The sequence below is a fragment of the Nocardia cyriacigeorgica genome (assembly GCF_029868385.1).
Lineage (GTDB): Bacteria > Actinomycetota > Actinomycetes > Mycobacteriales > Mycobacteriaceae > Nocardia > Nocardia cyriacigeorgica_F.
This window is the reverse complement of record NZ_JARWNX010000043.1, coordinates 213248-229184: the sequence shown is the minus strand read 5'-3', so window position 1 is coordinate 229184 and position 15937 is coordinate 213248. Positions and strand designations below refer to the sequence as shown.

16 protein-coding genes are annotated in these 15937 nt (G+C 67.8%); 6 read left to right on the top strand and 10 right to left on the bottom strand.

Features of this window, described 5'->3' with window-relative positions; translation table 11 throughout:
• Window positions 1-16: 16 nt before the first annotated feature.
• Window positions 17-931: a cation diffusion facilitator family transporter gene (locus QH168_RS13195; RefSeq protein ID WP_280234881.1), complete on the bottom strand. Its 915-nt coding sequence runs from the start codon at window positions 929-931 to the stop codon at window positions 17-19.
• 67 nt (window positions 932-998) lie between these two features.
• Here QH168_RS13195 and QH168_RS13190 point away from each other — a divergent pair, with 67 nt between their 5' ends.
• From QH168_RS13190 to QH168_RS13170, 5 genes are all read left to right on the top strand, one after another.
• Window positions 999-3122 (top strand): ATP-binding cassette domain-containing protein, encoded by a 2124-nt coding sequence (locus QH168_RS13190; protein WP_432421086.1) that lies wholly within the window; start codon window positions 999-1001, stop codon window positions 3120-3122.
• Window positions 3119-3859, top strand: a complete 741-nt coding sequence (locus tag QH168_RS13185) for an energy-coupling factor transporter transmembrane component T family protein (protein WP_280234880.1) — start codon at window positions 3119-3121, stop codon at window positions 3857-3859. The genes QH168_RS13190 and QH168_RS13185 overlap by 4 nt, the downstream gene beginning before the upstream one ends.
• Before the next feature lie 115 nt (window positions 3860-3974).
• Window positions 3975-4496 carry a YbaB/EbfC family nucleoid-associated protein gene (locus tag QH168_RS13180; RefSeq protein ID WP_280234879.1) on the top strand — a complete coding sequence of 174 codons (522 nt, stop codon included), beginning with the start codon at window positions 3975-3977 and terminating at the stop codon, window positions 4494-4496.
• Window positions 4496-4807: a WXG100 family type VII secretion target gene (locus QH168_RS13175; RefSeq protein WP_280234878.1), complete on the top strand. Its 312-nt coding sequence runs from the start codon at window positions 4496-4498 to the stop codon at window positions 4805-4807. Before QH168_RS13180 ends, QH168_RS13175 begins: the two co-directional genes overlap by 1 nt.
• A gap of 232 nt (window positions 4808-5039) precedes the next feature.
• Complete coding sequence (locus QH168_RS13170) at window positions 5040-5690, top strand: ammonium transporter (protein WP_280234877.1); 651 nt, start codon at window positions 5040-5042, stop codon at window positions 5688-5690.
• A gap of 206 nt (window positions 5691-5896) precedes the next feature.
• On the opposite strand, the gene QH168_RS13165 is transcribed toward QH168_RS13170, so the two are convergent.
• The 5 genes from QH168_RS13165 to QH168_RS13145 all read right to left on the bottom strand — a co-directional run bounded on the left by QH168_RS13165 (window position 5897) and on the right by QH168_RS13145 (window position 10882).
• A complete protein-coding gene (locus tag QH168_RS13165) occupies window positions 5897-6076 on the bottom strand; it encodes an antitoxin (protein WP_280234876.1) in 180 nt (59 codons plus the stop codon).
• Window positions 6077-6263: 187 nt separating this feature from the next.
• The gene (locus tag QH168_RS13160; RefSeq protein WP_280234875.1) at window positions 6264-8669 is read right to left on the bottom strand and encodes an ATP-dependent DNA ligase; all 2406 of its coding nucleotides are present in this window, start codon (window positions 8667-8669) and stop codon (window positions 6264-6266) included.
• Between the two features lie 68 nt (window positions 8670-8737).
• The gene (locus QH168_RS13155; protein WP_280234874.1) at window positions 8738-8977 is read right to left on the bottom strand and encodes an antitoxin; all 240 of its coding nucleotides are present in this window, start codon (window positions 8975-8977) and stop codon (window positions 8738-8740) included.
• Window positions 8978-9014: 37 nt separating this feature from the next.
• Entirely contained in the window at window positions 9015-10157 is a 1143-nt protein-coding gene (locus QH168_RS13150) for an MBL fold metallo-hydrolase (protein ID WP_280234873.1), read from the bottom strand.
• The gene (locus QH168_RS13145) at window positions 10157-10882 is read right to left on the bottom strand and encodes an enoyl-CoA hydratase (protein ID WP_280234872.1); all 726 of its coding nucleotides are present in this window, start codon (window positions 10880-10882) and stop codon (window positions 10157-10159) included. Before QH168_RS13145 ends, QH168_RS13150 begins: the two co-directional genes overlap by 1 nt.
• 217 nt (window positions 10883-11099) lie before the next feature.
• On the opposite strand from QH168_RS13145, the gene QH168_RS13140 reads away from it, so the two are divergent.
• Window positions 11100-12251, top strand: a complete 1152-nt coding sequence (locus QH168_RS13140; protein WP_280234957.1) for an NAD(P)-binding domain-containing protein — start codon at window positions 11100-11102, stop codon at window positions 12249-12251.
• A 13-nt stretch (window positions 12252-12264) separates the two neighbouring features.
• On the opposite strand, the gene QH168_RS13135 is transcribed toward QH168_RS13140, so the two are convergent.
• The 4 genes from QH168_RS13135 to QH168_RS13120 all read right to left on the bottom strand — a co-directional run bounded on the left by QH168_RS13135 (window position 12265) and on the right by QH168_RS13120 (window position 15935).
• The gene (locus QH168_RS13135) at window positions 12265-13122 is read right to left on the bottom strand and encodes an aldo/keto reductase (RefSeq protein ID WP_280234871.1); all 858 of its coding nucleotides are present in this window, start codon (window positions 13120-13122) and stop codon (window positions 12265-12267) included.
• A 170-nt stretch (window positions 13123-13292) separates the two neighbouring features.
• Window positions 13293-14930: a carboxyl transferase domain-containing protein gene (locus tag QH168_RS13130; RefSeq protein ID WP_280234956.1), complete on the bottom strand. Its 1638-nt coding sequence runs from the start codon at window positions 14928-14930 to the stop codon at window positions 13293-13295.
• Between the two features lie 47 nt (window positions 14931-14977).
• Window positions 14978-15580, bottom strand: a complete 603-nt coding sequence (locus tag QH168_RS13125) for a GTP-binding protein (RefSeq protein ID WP_171048002.1) — start codon at window positions 15578-15580, stop codon at window positions 14978-14980.
• Entirely contained in the window at window positions 15561-15935 is a 375-nt protein-coding gene (locus QH168_RS13120) for a DUF742 domain-containing protein (RefSeq protein WP_280234870.1), read from the bottom strand. Before QH168_RS13120 ends, QH168_RS13125 begins: the two co-directional genes overlap by 20 nt.
• Between the last annotated feature and the right edge of the window lie 2 nt (window positions 15936-15937).

Below are 15937 nucleotides of genomic sequence, written 5' to 3'. Positions count from 1 at the left end.
TGGCCGAAAGTGTCGATTACCAGGACAACTCCGCGCAACGTCGAGCGGAATCGGGTGTTTCCACCTGGAGCGTGGCGTGGCTGATGTGGAAACGCTCGGCCAGCAGATGCTGAGCCGTGCGCAGCACGTCCTCGGCGCTGGCGCCTTCGGCCGTGGTGATGTGCGCGGAGGCGACCTCCATACCGGAGGTGAGGGTCCACACGTGCAGATCGTGCACATCGGCCACCCCGTCGACGGCACCCAGTTCGGTGGCGACCTGCTCGACGTCCAACTCTTCCGGGCTGTGCTGGAACAGGATCCGCAGCGAACGCTTGGCCAGCACATAGGTCCGCGGCAGCACCCACAGGCCGATGGCCACACCGATGATCATGTCCGCGTAGCGCCAGCCGGTGGTGAGGGTGATGGCCGCCGACAGCAGCACACCGAACGAGCCGATCATGTCGGCGAACACCTCGAGGTAGGCGCCGCGCACGTTCAGGCTCTCCTTGGCGCCGCTGCGCAGCAGCAGGAAGGAAGCGATATTGGCCAGCAGACCGACCGCACCGACGATGAGCACCGGCCAGCCCGGCACCTCCGGCGGTTCACCGATGCGCGCCAGCGCCTCGTAGAGCACATAGCCCGCCACCAGGAACAACAGCACCGCATTGGCCAGCGCCGCGATCACCTCGGCGCGGTAGTAGCCGAAGGTGCGGGTATAGGTCGGCCGGCTGCGACGGGCCAGCAGGATGGCCGAGAGCGCCATCCCGATCCCCACGACATCGGTGAGCATATGCGCGGCATCCGACAGCAGCGCCAGCGATCCGGTCGCGAACGCGACGACGAACTCCACCACCATGAATCCGAGGCCGATGGCCAGCGCCAACCCCAACCGGCTCAGATACTTCCCGGACGCGCTCTCCGGCGCTATCCCATGCGAATGATCGTGTCCCACACCTGACAACATATGCGTACATGCGCATGGATGCAACATCCTCGTCTCGGGCTGGCAGACTTGTGCCGTGAGTGATGTGTCCACCGAATCGGCCGAACGCGCCGCGCGCGGCCCGCTACGGCCGATCGAGCTGGCCACCGGCGCGGTCCTCGGCGGTGTCACCGTCGGGCTGGTGACGATCGGTTCGGTGGTACCACTCGCGACCGCCTTGCAGCTGGTCGCCGCGGTGCCGATGGGCCTGCTCGCCCATCGCTACCGCTTCCGCGCCGTGGCCACCACCGCTATCGCAGCAGCCCTGGTCACCTTCGTCGCGGCCGGGTTGCTCCCAGCCATGGGCATGGCCGCCTCGGCCACCATCGGCGGCATCATCGGTGGGGTCAAACGCAGGGGTGGCGGCATCATTGCCGTCTTCGGTCTCTCGCTGATCGCCGGTCTGGCGTGGGCAGCGTTCTCCATCGGATTCCTGCTGGTGTTCTCCGCCTCGCGCAATCTGCTGTTCGACACTATCCGCAATACCTCCGAAGGTGTGAAGGACCTCGCCGGGCGGGCGCCACAGCTGGCGCCGCTGGGCGACGGCGTCGCCGAGCTGACCGATGTGGTGCTGCGCTACTGGTGGATCTACGTCGGCGGCGGCGTGCTGTTCGGCACGATGCTCACCGCCGTCATCTCCTGGTTCGTTCTGGGTTCGGTCCTGGATCGGCTGGAGTGGTTGCCGGGCAGCGACCGGCTCGACGCCCCTGTCGACGACCGCCCCGTTGCACCGCTTCCGGTGACCATGCGCGCGGCGGGATACCGGTATCCAGGCGCGGACACCGAGGCACTGACCGGGATCGATCTCACGGTCGAGGTCGGGGAGTTCGTCGCGGTCGTCGGCCACAACGGGTCCGGGAAATCCACCCTGACCCGCCTGCTCGCCGGACTGCCGCCCTCCACGGGCAGCGTCGACCGGCCCGGCTCGGCCGGACTCGGCCATCTCGGCGGCACCGCGCTGGTGCTGCAACGGCCGGAAAGCCAGACCCTCGGCGTGCTCGTCGCCGATGACGTGGTCTGGGGCCTGCCCGCCGTCCTGGCCGAACAGGTCGATGTGGACGGGCTGCTCGGCGAGGTCGGCCTCGAAGGGATGGGCGACCGCGAAACCGCCGCGTTGTCCGGTGGCCAGCAGCAGCGCCTCGCCGTCGCGGCGGCGCTGGCCCGGCGACCCGCCCTGCTCATCGCCGACGAGGCCACCTCGATGATCGACCCCGACGGCCGCCGCGAACTGGTCGCCTTGTTGGCCGCACTACCGAAACGGCACCGGATGGCGGTGGTCCTCGTGACCCACCACGAAGCCGATGCGGCCGCCGCCGACCGGGTGGTGCATCTGGCCGGAGGCCGCGCGGTGGATCGGCTGCCCGCCTGGCCGAAACCGGGCCACGATCCGCGCCGGCACCCGATGGGCGAGCCGATCATGCAGCTGCGCGATATCCGCCACACCTACCACCGGGGCACCCCGTGGCAGGCTCCGGCACTGCACGGTGTGGACCTGTCGGTCCGGCGGGGTGAGGCGCTGCTGGTCGTCGGTGGCAACGGCTCGGGTAAATCCACCCTGGCCTGGATCATGGCCGGGCTGATCAAGCCGAGCGCGGGACGGTGCGAGCTGTCCGGGAAGCCGGTGACCTCCCAGATCGGCCGGGTCGAGCTGGCCTTCCAGCATTCCCGGCTGCAATTGCAGCGCCAGACCGTCGGGGCCGAGATCGCCGACTGGGGCGGCCGGGCCACCGGGTCCGGTGCGGTCGGGCGGGCATTGGACGCGGTGGGACTCGACCGCTCACTCGCGGCCCGTTCGATCGAGGAACTCAGCGGCGGACAGGCCAAACGGGTCGTACTGGCCGCGATCGTGGCGAGCCGACCGCAGGTGGTGGTGCTGGACGAACCGCTGGCCGGGCTCGACCCGGAGGGCCGCGCCGATATCGTCGATCTACTCGCCCGGCTACGCGATTCGGGCCTGACGCTCATCGTCATCTCGCACGATGTCGACGATGTGGCCGCCATCTGCGACCGGACGGTGCATCTGCGCGCGGGCCGGATCGCCGAATCGGCGCATGCCGGTGCGGCCTCCGAGGCGGCGCCGGATCCGACGGAAACCGCGCACCCTGGCACACCATCGTTACCCGGCTCCGCGTGGCGGATCGAGCAGGGAGGTCGACCATGAGCATCGTGCTGCTGCGACAGGTCCCGGTGGCCAGCCCGATCCATCGGCTGTGGGCCGGAACCAAGATGATCGGGGTCTTCCTGATCAGCGTGCTGCTGATGTTCTGGCCGACCTGGCCGGTACTCGGCATCGTCACCGCGTTCCTGGTACTCGTCGGCCTCCTCGCCCGACTGCCGCTGGGCACCCTGCCACGGCTGCCGTGGTGGTTCTGGGGGCTGGCCGCGGTCGGCGCGCTGATCAATCTGCCGGTCGGCGGTGCCGCGGTACTGCGATTCGCCCAGGTCCTGGTGTTCAGCCTGATCCTGGTGGCCGCGTCGTTCCTCATCGCCTGGACCACCCCGATGAGTGAGATCGCACCGGCACTCGCCAAGCTCGGCGCACCGCTGCGCACGCTGCGGGTTCCGGTGGACGAATGGGCGGTGGTCGTCGCGTTGACCCTGCGCGGCCTGCCGCTGCTGATCGATGAGATCCGGGTGCTGCACGCGGCACGGCGGCTGCGCCCCAAGGACGATCTGCTGCACCGGGCCGCCGATAACGGGCTCATCGACATCCTGACCGCCGCGATGGCGGTATCCACCCGGCGCGCAGGCGAATTGGGTGAGGCGATCACCGCACGCGGCGGCACCGGACAGCTCACCGCCAACCCCGCCGCGCCGGGACGCGGCGATGCGGTCGCGCTCTTCCTCGTGGTGGCGGTATGCGTCGGTTCGGTCATGATCGACTTGCTGCTGCTGTGACACACTGGTGGTCGGATCGGCCCGGAACACGGCACCCGCGAAATCGATGGAACCGAACGCAGGCCCGCCGCGTCGAAATGGGTATACGGACCGAGTCTCGGAACAGGGGTAGGCGATGAATGACGACCGGGAAGCCATGCGCTCCCGCAACGACGCATTGCGCACGCAGGTCGGCGACATGCTCGAGACCTTCGAACGCCAGCGTCACGAACTGGCCGCCGCACAGCAGCGGATCGCCAATGCGCAGGTCACCGCGTGGTCGTCGGACAATCTCGTCCGGGTGACGAGCAATGCCGCCGGTATCCCGCTCGAGGTGCACATCGAACCCGACGCCTTCAAACGCACCAACCCGGAGCGGCTCGGCCGCTCGATCACCGAGGCCGTGCAGGCCGCCGCCCGCGAGGGCGTGCAGGTATCGCAGCAGGCATTCGCGCCGATCGAAGCCGCCGCCGACGAACTGCCCGATCTGCCCGATCTGGTACCCGGCGCCCCGAGCATCCGCGATCTGGTCGACAAGCTGATCCCGGAACCGCCCGCCGCGCAGGACGCCGCACCGCAGGCGGCGGCGCAGGCCCCGCTCGACGATGAGGACGAGGACGACTACTACCGCAACCGCAGCTACCTCGAGGGCCGCTGATGAGCACGTTGAAGGCCGATCCGGAAGCGATCAAGGCGACAGAGCCCGGGTTCCAGAGCCTGTCCACCCAGGTGGGCGATGCCCTGAGCACGCTGAAATCCGCGCTCGAGGCCGAGGGCGAATGCTGGGGCGCCGACGAGATCGGCGAGAGCTTCGCCGGAAACTACACCCCCGGCGCGGAGAAAGCGCTCAAAGCGGTGGAGATTCTCAGCACCACTTTGTCGGCCATGGGTTCGGGTGCGACCAACACTGCCACCTCGCTGGAGGGGCAAGACCAGGCGATCGCCGACGCGCTGAGCAAGGACTCGTAGCCGTACCGCTTCATCAGGTTCCCAATAGCTTTGCGCTATAACGGGCGGCAGGTTTGGTACTGACCCAAACCTTTCGGTTTACCCGCAAATCCGTCATATCAAACCAGCCTCCGGTTGTAACGTGGCGTCCAGGAGAGCTGTCCACTTGATCAAAGGTCCGTGCGCGGGGCGGGGAAGCACCACAACGCGCGGAGCGTTCGGTAGGGAACCTGATGAAGATGGGAACAACAGAATGATTTTCCGCAAAATCGCCGCGTTGGTGGTGCCGGTGGCCGCTGCCATGGTGGTCGGCGCAGGCACCACTCAGGCGCAGCCGGCCGCGGCACCCGTACCCGATATCGGGTACGAGGCGAAGCTGGTCGGCGACCGCATCATCACCACACTGACCGGGGGCACGTTCGAAGTCGCCGGTAATACGGTGAATATCAAGGACTCCGCGGGCAATACGGCGATCAGTATGCCGTTGGCGTTCCGGCAGGACGGGCTGGAATTCCCGATGCCGAACATGGTGCGTGACGAGGGACGAACGCTCGAGTTGACGGCGGTCAAGGACTACACGCGGGCTCGTCCGGTTCCGGTGACGCCGGTGGCGTCGCTGGAGGAGAACCAGCGGGCACAGGATGCGTTCCTGGCTCAGTTCGGGATCGCCACGGCCGTCGGCGGATTCGTCGGACTGGCGATCGGCGCGGCGGTCGGACTCATCGGATTCCTCGGTGGAGCCTTCGGTTTCGCAACCGTTCCGCTGGCCGCGGGTGTCGGAAGCATCATCGGCACCCTGGTTGTGGGCGGGCCCGCACTGATCATCGCGGGCATCGACCTCATCAATACGCTCAATGCCCCACCGGGCTCCACCAAGTGGATGGACGAAACCGGCAGGAACTGATCAGGCCCTCCGGATAAACCACTGGGCCGATCGCTGCAACGCGATCGGCCCAGTTCCGTTCACAGGACCCGGAATCCGCCGCCCCAGCGCCCGGCTCGTGCAATCTGAGCACGATCTCAGCAACTGCGATGCGGGCCGAGAAGCAGGCGGGCAGAGCCAGTGCCTCGCCCTCGGCGCACCGGATTCCGGCGGTACGCCGGGCTGCTTCAGCCCTGTTTGCGCACCGCGTTCTTCGCGGCTTCCTGCGCGGTGTCGACCTTGTCGGCGAATTTGCCGCCGGTCTTCTGGTCGACGATGTCTCCGGCCTTGTCGATGACGGTGTCGACCTTGTCGGCGTTCTTCGCCGCCAGGTCCATCGCCTTACCGGCCAGGTTCTTGAAATCCACGTGCACTCCCTCGGTGTCGAGCCGCGTTCGAATCGCGATCACCATACCCGCGCTCACGGCGCCCGCTCGGGTACGGCAGAAGCGATTTGATCACATTCGAGGCCGGGTTGCTCAGTTGTTGCCCTGTCGATTCGACGTGATCGGACAACCCTGGCGCGGCCGTCGCCTCGCCTCCTGCCGTGCACTCTCAGTTCGTGCGCCCCAACCAGGCCGGATGCCAGAGTCGCCCGCTGTCGGTCCAATTCATGAAACGCACGGTGCCGGTGAGTTCCGGGGTCACCCAGGTGGCGTCCTTGGTCTCCTCGCGCGACATCTCGTTGACGAAGGGGCTGGTCTTGCGACGGTGTCGATGCAGTCTCGCCGACAGCGTGCGCATCTCCTCCTCGCTGAAGCCGGTACCGACCCGGCCCACGTAGATCAGTGTGCCGTTGTCGGGGATGCCGACCAGCAGTGAGGAGAACTGCCGGGCCGCGCTGCCCCGCCAGCCGCCGACGAGTACTTCCTGGGTGCGCCAATTGCGTTGTTTCACCCAGGAATGGCCGCGTTTGCCCGGCAGATAGACCGAATCCCTTCGCTTGGCCACCACGCCCTCGGTGCCCTCGGCACGGCTGGCCTCCAGCGCGTCGGCACCGGTGCCCGGCAGTTGCGGTGGCACCGACAGGGCGGGCACGGCGGCGGCCAGCGCCTCGAGCACCTGCCGCCGATCGCTGTAGCGTTTGCGTAGCAGCGAGGTGCCGTCGAGGTAGAGCAGATCGAAGGCGACCAGATCGGCGCGGCGGGTATCGGCCTGTAGCAGGGCGAGATTGGCGATGCCGTCCGCGTCGAACACGACCGCCTCACCGTCGAGTACCACCCGATGCTCGGAAAGTTCTGCGGCGAGCGCGGCGATCTTCGGGTAGCGGTCGGTGACGATATTGCCCGCGCGGCTACGCAATGTGGCCGTGCCGTGGTCGAATTCGACAATCAGCCGGTAGCCGTCCCATTTCGTCTCGAAGACCCACTCGTTGGGATCCAGACCGGTCACCTCACCGGAGGTGGCGAGCATGGGTGATAGGCCGCGGGGTAGGTCGGCGGTCGATCTCTCGGCGATGCCTGCTGCCCGCGCAGTTCGGTCCGCAGTCGCCTTCGACCCGGCGGTGGACGGACCTGCGGCCGGTCCGTCCTCCGAACGCCGAGTCCCCGCCTTCCCGTCACCTTCCCCCGGCTGTTCCCGCATCAGATGCATCAACCAGTTCTTGCCGCCGGTGCGGATGAGCGCATACCGGCCGTGCAACCGCTCACCGCGCAGCACGACGATCACTTCGTCCTCGCGCCACTTCTCGGCCTCGTAGGTGCCCGTATCCCAGATCGTCATCTCCCCGCCGCCGTATTCGCCTTTGGGGATGGTGCCGTGGAAATCCAGGTACTCCATCGGGTGGTCCTCGGTGTGCACGGCGAGGCGGTTGTCCTTGGTGTTCGTCGGCGGGCCCTTCGGCACTGCCCAGGACACCAGCACGCCATCACGTTCGAGCCGCACATCCCAATGCAACCGGCGCGCATGATGTTCCTGGATGACATACCGATTTCCCGGCCCTGGGCTCGGCGGCTGCGCGGGAACGGGCTCGGGTGTCCGCGATGGGTCACGCATGGACCGATAGGTGCTCAGTGCATCCGGACGCGCCGAACCCTGCTGTTCCAGTGGCGGATCGAGTTCGGCCAGCAGATCGCCATCGGCCCGGTACCGGGCCAGCACCTCATCGAATCTCAACTGCCGCAGCGAATCCCGATCCTCGATCTCGGCCCAGGTGCGCGGCGCGGCCACATTGGGTTGGGCGCGTCCGCGCATGGAGTACGGCGCGATGGTGGTCTTGGCCGGGTTGTTCTGGCTCCAGTCCAGGAAGACCTTGTCTGTGCGTACCTTCTTCGCCATGGTCGCCGTGACCAGTTCCGGATGCATTTTCTCCAGATTGGTGGCGACCTGTTTGGCCACCGTGGACGCACCACCGGGGCTGAGCGCGCGATCGAGCGGCACATACAGGTGAATACCCTTGCTACCGCTGGTGACCGGGAACGCGCGCAGTCCGATATCGGCGACCATATCGCGCACCGCGAGCGCCACCGTCGCGCATTCGGCCAGTCCGGCACCGGGTCCGGGGTCGAGGTCGAAGACCAATCTGGTGGCCGGGCCCATCTCGTCGCCGTCGAAACGCCATTGCGGCACATGGACTTCCAGTGAGGCCTGCTGGCCGAGCCAGGCCAGACCGGCCTCGGAATCGATCAACGGATAGCTCACGGTGCGGTCGGAATGGCGGATCAACCGCCGCACCAGCCAGCCGGGAGCGTGGGCGGCCAGATTCTTCTCGAAGAACGAGGACTCGGCGACGCCGTTGGGCCACCGTTTCCGGGTGACCGGCCGCCCGGCCATATGCGGAAGCATGGCGGGGGCTATCGCGGCGTAATAGGCGATGACCTCGCCTTTGGTGGTCCCGGTCTCCGGGTAGAGCACCTTGTCGAGGTTGCTCAGTTCCAGCTCGATATCGGGCTGCCCCGCCGCGCCGCGGAAGCTGCGGCGCAACCCGTGGTCCGCGACCCGGCGACGGGAACCGGCGTTCATCCGGTTCCCGCCGCGCGTGGCCTGCGGACGGTCACTGCCCTGTGGGCGGTCTCGGCTGCGAGGGCAGGTCAGGCCTGCGGGCCCGGCTGTCCGCCCGGCTGCTGACCCTGCTGGCCCGGCTGCTCCGGCGGTACGGCCTTCTTGGCCGCCTCCTTGCCCTTCTCGATCTTGTCGGAGTACTTGCCCTTCGTCTTCTGATCGATGAAGTCGCCACCCTTGTCGATGGCTTGGTTGATCTTGTCCGAATTCTTGGCAGCGGCCTCCTGGCCCTTGCCGACCAGGCCCTTCAAGGTGTCGATCAGACTCATATGCCTTACGTCCTTCCCTGTGCCTTCGATGAGGTGTTCACCCGATATCTTTCCACCACAACTGCCCGGACGGCAGGTCATCGGGATCCAGACGCTCACCCGGCCGCGGAACCGCCACCGTGGTGCCCGCCGCGCGCGCCGCCGCCACCATCCGCTGTACCGGCTCCGACCACCCGTGGAAGGCCAGATTGAACGTCGCCCAGTGGATCGGCACCAGCAGACCGTGGCCGGGATCACCGACGCACAGATCGGCGTGCGCGCGCACCGCCTCTTCCGGGTTCATGTGCACATCGGTCCAGCGCTCGTCGTAGGCGCCGATCGGCAGCAGCGTCAGATCGAACGGGCCGAGCGTCGTGCCCGCATCGGCGAAGGCCTTGGTGTATCCGGTGTCGCCGCCGAAGTAGGCGCGCCGGGTGGGGCCCGCCAGCGACCACGACGCCCACAGCGTGGTGTTGCGGATGAGGCCGCGACCAGAGAAATGCCTGGCCTCCACGCAGGTGATCGTCAGATCCGTGCCGTCGCGGTCCCGACCGAGAGCGGACAGGGAAATCGAACCGCCCCAGTCCAATTCGACGATCCGATGATCGGGCACACCCCAGTGCCGCAGATGCGCGCCGATACCGACGGGCACCACGAACGGCGCGCTCTGTGCCGCCACCAACGCACGCACGGTGGCGGCGTCGAGGTGGTCGTAATGATCATGGGAGATGATCACCGCGTCCACCGGCGGCAACTCCGACAGCGGCGCGGGCACCGGATGCATCCGCGCGGGGCCGACCAGTGGTGAGGGTGAGACCCGCTCGCTCCACACCGGGTCGGTGAGTACGCGGTAGCCGTCGACCTCGATCAACGCGGTCGCATGCCCGAACCAGGTGACGGCGAGATCGGACGCCTCCGCGGGCAGCCGCGGTGTCACCAACGGCACCGGCCTGGCCGGGCGCCCGGCATGGCGTTTGGTCAGGAACGAATGCAGCAGCGAGGGTGCCGCGCCCGGCGCGATCTGGCTGCTGGGTTCGGTGTTGTGGAACTGCCGGTTGCGGTAGCTGGTGGCGCCGGTCGCGTACGGCTGGATCGCCGAGATCGACGCGCCCATCGCCGAGGGCAGACCCCACAGTGCCCGCGCCACCCAGGTGATGCCGAGCGCACCGGCGGCTCCGGTGACGATCCGTCGCATCCGCATCATCGCCCCATGAATTTCGCCGCGCGCTTCTCTTGTCTGGCCAGGCGGCCCTCTTGGGCATCGGCGCTGGTCCAGGCCGCTTCCAGGGCTTCACGCTGCTGGGCATTGTCCGGGTCGCGGGTGCCGTCATCGTTGAGCACCAGTTTGAGATGACGCAGCGACAGCGGCGCGAGTTCGGCGATCGACTTGGCCCAGGCCTGCGCATCGGCGAGGGTGCCGAGCCGGTTGGCGAAACCGAAACCGTAGGCGTCCTCGGCCGAGATCGGCTCCGCGCCCAGCAGCATGGTGCGGGCGGGGCCACCGCCGATCAGCGAGACCAGCCGCCGCGCGGTCCACCGGTCGACGGTGATGCCGAGCTTGGCGGCGGGAATCGCGATATAGGAGTCGGGGGCGAGTACCCGCAGGTCCGACGCCAGGGCCAGCTGCACGCCCGCACCGAGCGCGGCGCCGTTGATCGCCGAGATCACCGGGATCGGCGCCGACTCGATGGTGTGCAGCATCTCCAGCAGGCGGTCGAGGAAATCCTCGGAGTACACCCCGCCGAGATCGGCGCCCGCGCTGAAGATCGGCCCTCGGCCGGTGAGCACGATGACGCGGGCCTGCTCGGCGGCATCGAGCACCGCATCACGCAGCTGCGTGACCAGCTCGATGTTCAGGGCATTGCGACGGTCCTCGCGCTGTAGCTCGATGGTGACGACATCACCATCACGGCTGACACCGAGCATGCTTCCTCCCCAGCTGAACGAAATCCGACTGTTGAGTTCATGCTGCCACAGGAGCTGACACAGACCGGCGACGGCGCGAATGTGCGCGGTCACAGTCGTCGGCGCCGGGGTCCGCTCTCGCGTGTCCGAACCGGATGCCGGGATGCGCATAGCATCGGAGACTGTGCTGTCCGATCCGATGCCCGATTCCATCTCGATAGATTCCGGCTCGTCCCATATGAGCTATCCGATTCTGGTGATCGGTGCGGGCCAGGCCGGGTTGTCCGCGGGCTATCACCTGCGCAGGCGCGGTCTGGTGCCCGAACGGGATTTCCTGATCGTCGATCACGCGCCCGGTCCCGGTGGCGCGTGGCAGTTCCGCTGGCCCTCGCTCACGCTCACCACGGTGAACCGAGTGCACGATCTGCCGGGAATGTCGTTCGCGGAGACGCTGCCACCCGGTTCGGAATCGGCGCCCGCGGCGACAGCGGTCCCGCACTATTACGAACTCTACGAAAAGCACTTCGACCTGCGGGTACAGCGGCAGGTGAAGGTCAAGGTCGTCTGCGATGGTCATAACGGGCAGACCGACGGCAGCGGGCCCGACCACGCAGAGCCGACGGATTCGAGCGGCCCCCGACCCGCGCGCGACGGACTACTGCATGTCGAGACCGATTCGGCGGGCACGATCCGGGTCCGCGGTCTGATCAACGGCACCGGCACCTGGGAGCATCCGTTCATTCCGCGTTACCGGGGCGCGGAGACCTTCGCCGGGCGTCAACTGCACACCCGTGACTATCACTCCGCCGCCGAGTTCGCGGGCGAGCATGTGGTGATCGTGGGCGGCGGTATCTCGGCCGTGCAGCTACTCGACGAGATCTCCCAGGTCACCACGACCACCTGGGTGACGCGGACCGAGCCGCGGTTTCGTGAGACACCGTTCCGCGAGGACGAGGGCAGGCAGGCGGTCGCGATCGTCGAGGACCGGGTCCGGCGCGGACTGCCGCCCGGTTCGGTGGTCTCGGTGACGGGTCTGCCGCTCGACGACCGGCTCCGCGCCGCCCGAGACCGCGGCGCCCTGCACCGCCTGCCGATGTTCGATCACATCGAACCCGAGGGCGTGCGCTGGGCCGATGGCACCTTCCAGCCCGCGCAGGTGATCCTGTGGGCGACCGGATTCCGCAGCGCGCTCGACCACCTCGCGCCGCTGCGGTTACGCGGGCCCGGCGGCGGCATCACCATGACCGGCCGTCTGGCGACGCAGGTCGCCGTCGATCCGCGCATCCACCTCATCGGGTACGGGCCATCGGCCAGCACCATCGGCGCCAACCGGGCCGGACGGGCCGCGGCGGCCGAACTCACCGCATACCTGGGTGTGGGCAACCGCTGACGACGGCCGGGCGTCAGTCCAGACCGGCGGCGAACGTCGAGGGGTCGGGGCCGACGCGGCCGCCGTCGTCGAGTTCGGTGATCGCGGCCATCTGCTCGCCGGACAGTTCGAATCCGAAGACGTCGAAATTCGACTCGATCCGCGACGGCGTGACCGACTTCGGGATGACGATATTGCCGAGCTGGAGATGCCAGCGAATGATCACCTGGGCTGGCGTGCGGCCCACCGCGGCGGCGACCTCGGTGATCACCGGATTGTCGAGTAGCGTGCCCTGGCCGAGCGGGCTCCACGCCTCGGTGGCGATCGCATGTTCGGCGTGGTATTCGCGCAGCTCACGCTGGGCCAGTCGGGGATGGAGTTCGATCTGGTTGACCGCGGGGATCTCGCCGGTCTCCCCGATCAGCCGCTCCAGATCCTGGACCCGGAAGTTCGACACTCCGATCGAGCGCACCCGCCCATCGGCCTTGAGCGCCTGGAACGCCTTGTAGGTGTCGACGAAGCGATCCGCGGACGGCGCGGGCCAGTGGATCAGGTACAGGTCGAGATAATCCAGGCCGAGCCGCTCCAGGCTCGCATCGAAGGCGCGCAGCGTGGAGTCGTAGCCCTGTTCGGAGTTCCACAGTTTGGTCGTGACGTAGACCTCGTCACGTGGGAGGCCGAACTGGCGGATCGCCCGGCCGGTCCCCTCCTCGTTGCCATAGATGGCCGCGGTGTCGATACTGCGGTATCCGGCCTGTAAAGCGGCCGTGACCACGGGAAAGACATCGTCGTCCGGAACTTGGAACACCCCGAACCCGAGCTGCGGGATCACGTTCCCGTCGTTCAGCACGATCGAGGGAATGGCGCAGGTCTCGCTTCTGAAGGTCACCATTCCGAAGGTAGAAGCGCCGGGCCGCATGGTCAACGAGCAGCCGGTACGTGTCGTTGTGTGGGTCCGGGAGCCGAGGGGTGCACAGCGGGGTCGGTCTCACCGGCCCATCCGGCGTGCCGACACCGGTCGAGCGCGGTTCCGCGGCCGGATCCGCGAATCGAGACCTCGGATCACTCGGTGCCGTCGGGCACTCCGAGACGGCGGTAGCGGAGGTGTCGAGCGGCGCGCAGATCGGCCATGGGTGTGGCGTGCAAGGCAGCCAGTTCACCGGCGATGGCGGCGACCATGCGGCGGGCGAAGTCGATGGGTTCGTCTGCGGCGTCGGGATTTTCGGTGACGATGCGGTCGACGATCCCGGCCGCGAGCAGATCGGTGGAGCCGATGCCTTGTGCGCGAGCGAGTTCCGGCGCGTGGTCGGTATCGCGGTAGACGATCTCACTCGCCCCCTCCGGCGGCAACGGTGCGAGCCAGCCGTGGGTCGCGGCCAGTACGCGGTCGGCCGGGAGCAGGGCGAGCGCTCCGCCGCCGGTGCCCTGGCCGAGCAGCACCGAGACGGTCGGGGTGTCCAGGGTGACGAGATCCGCTATGCAGCGGGCGATTTCGGGTGCGAGCCCACGCTCCTCCGCCTCCTTCGACAAGGCCGCGCCAACCGTGTCGATCACCAGCACCAGCGGCAACCGCAGTTCCTGGGCGAGCTGCATACTGCGCCGCGCCTCCCGCAAGGCGGCCGGGCCCATGGTGTTCTCTCCCACCGGACCCGAACGGTCGTGGCCGAACACCACACACGGGTAGCCGCGCAAGCGCGCCAATGCCAGGACCACGGTCCGATCGGTCTCGCCCTGACCGGTACCGCTGAGCGGAACCCGTTGCGTCACATGCCGTAACAGCTCGCGCAGGCCGGGACGGTCCGGGCGGCGTGATGCGAGCACCGATTCCCACGCCGGATCGTCGCCGGGCGAGTCCCGGCCACCGGCAATCCGCTCGGTGCCGTGATCGGTCCGGGAAACACGGTCGACGTGCACGGAGGCCGATTCGGCAGCGACGCCTGTCGAAACCTGTCCGGTATCCCGCGAACCCCGCTCGACACTGCCGAACGTTCGCGTCTTGCCGCCGACCGCATCCACGTCGGGAACCCCGCTGAGCACGCTCAGTGCCCGATGCGCGATGCGGCGGAACACCTGGAGCCCGATCACACCGTCGATGACGCCGTGCCGATACAGGTTCTCCGCGGTCTGCACACCGGGCGGGAAGGGGCGGTGGTAGAGCGCCTGATACACCCGCGGGCCGAGGAAGCCGATCATCGCGCCGGGTTGGGCGAAGGTCATATGGCCGAGCGAACCCCAGGATGCGAACACTCCGCCCATGGTGGGATCGCGCAGGTAGACCAGATACGGATGGCCTGCCGATTTGTGTGCGGCGACCGCACCGGCGATCTTGACCATCTGCACGAAGGCGACGGTGCCCTCCTGCATCCGGGTGCCGCCGGAGGTCGGTGAGGCGATCAGCGGCAGGCCGAGTTCGGTCGCCCGCTCCACGGCGGTGACGATCCGCTCGGCCGCCGCCACACCGATGGAGCCCGCGAGAAAATCGAACTCGCAGGCGATCACGGCCACCCGGCGGCCACGCAGCAGGCCTGCACCGGTGCGGACGGATTCATCGCTGCCCGTCCGCGCGGCGGCGGCGCGCAGCTCGTCCCGGTATTGCCCGGACATGCGCACCGGCAGCGGTGGCCGGTCCCAGCTACGGAACGAACCGGGATCGAGCAACGCCTCGAGTAGATCGGCGGCGCGGATCCTCCCCGATCCCACGCCGGCGCCGACCGCCGAACCGCTGCGCTCCTGCCCGCCGGAGCCGATCAATAGCCCTGCATCACCTTGCGCAGGGCGTATTCGGTGAGCGCGACCAATGCCTGTTTGGCGGGCTCACGACGACGGGCGTCGATGGACATGATCGGCACATCACCGGAGACGGCGAGCGCCTGCCGGATGTCCTCGATCGGGTAGCGCGGCGCATCGTCGAACTCGTTGAGCGCCACCAGGAAGGGTAGGTTGCGCGCTTCGAAATAGTCGACGGCCGCGAAGCTGTCCTCTAGCCTGCGGGTGTCGACCAGCACCACGGCGCCGATGGCGCCGCGGATCAGGTCGTCCCACATGAACCAGAACCGGTACTGGCCCGGCGTACCGAACAGGTACAGCACCAGGTCGTCCGCGAGACTGATCCGGCCGAAGTCCATGGCCACCGTGGTGGTGGACTTCATCGGAATGCCGGTCAGGTTATCGATTCCGGCACTCGCGTTGGTGACCAACGCTTCGGTGCGCAGCGGAACGATCTCCGAGACGGCGCCGACCAATGTCGTTTTACCCACACCGAAACCACCCGCGACCACGATCTTGGCCGAAGTCGGCTTGGCGGTACGGGTATCGACCTGCGCCGTCGAATCAAATACGCCGGAGTCCACTGAGAACCCTTTCGATCAGCTCGCGACGTTCATCGTCGCTGGAGTCGTCTTTCAATGTGGCGGAAACGCGAACGTGCCCCGCTTCGATGAGATCTGCCACGAGCACACGCGCCACCCCGATGGGTATACCCAATCGAGCCGCAACTTCCGCCACAGACGGCGATTCTCTGCACAACTCCACGATTGACGTTTCGATGTTGGTCAGTTCGAACTGCCGCTCCAGGGCGACCGGATGCGATGCGACGAGGGCCTCGAGCGCGAGCTCGACCGCGGGCCGCGTACGACCCGCGGTCAGCGAATACGGGCGGACGAGACTCGGCTCGCTGCTCCCCACACGATGATCTTCTATGTCCATCC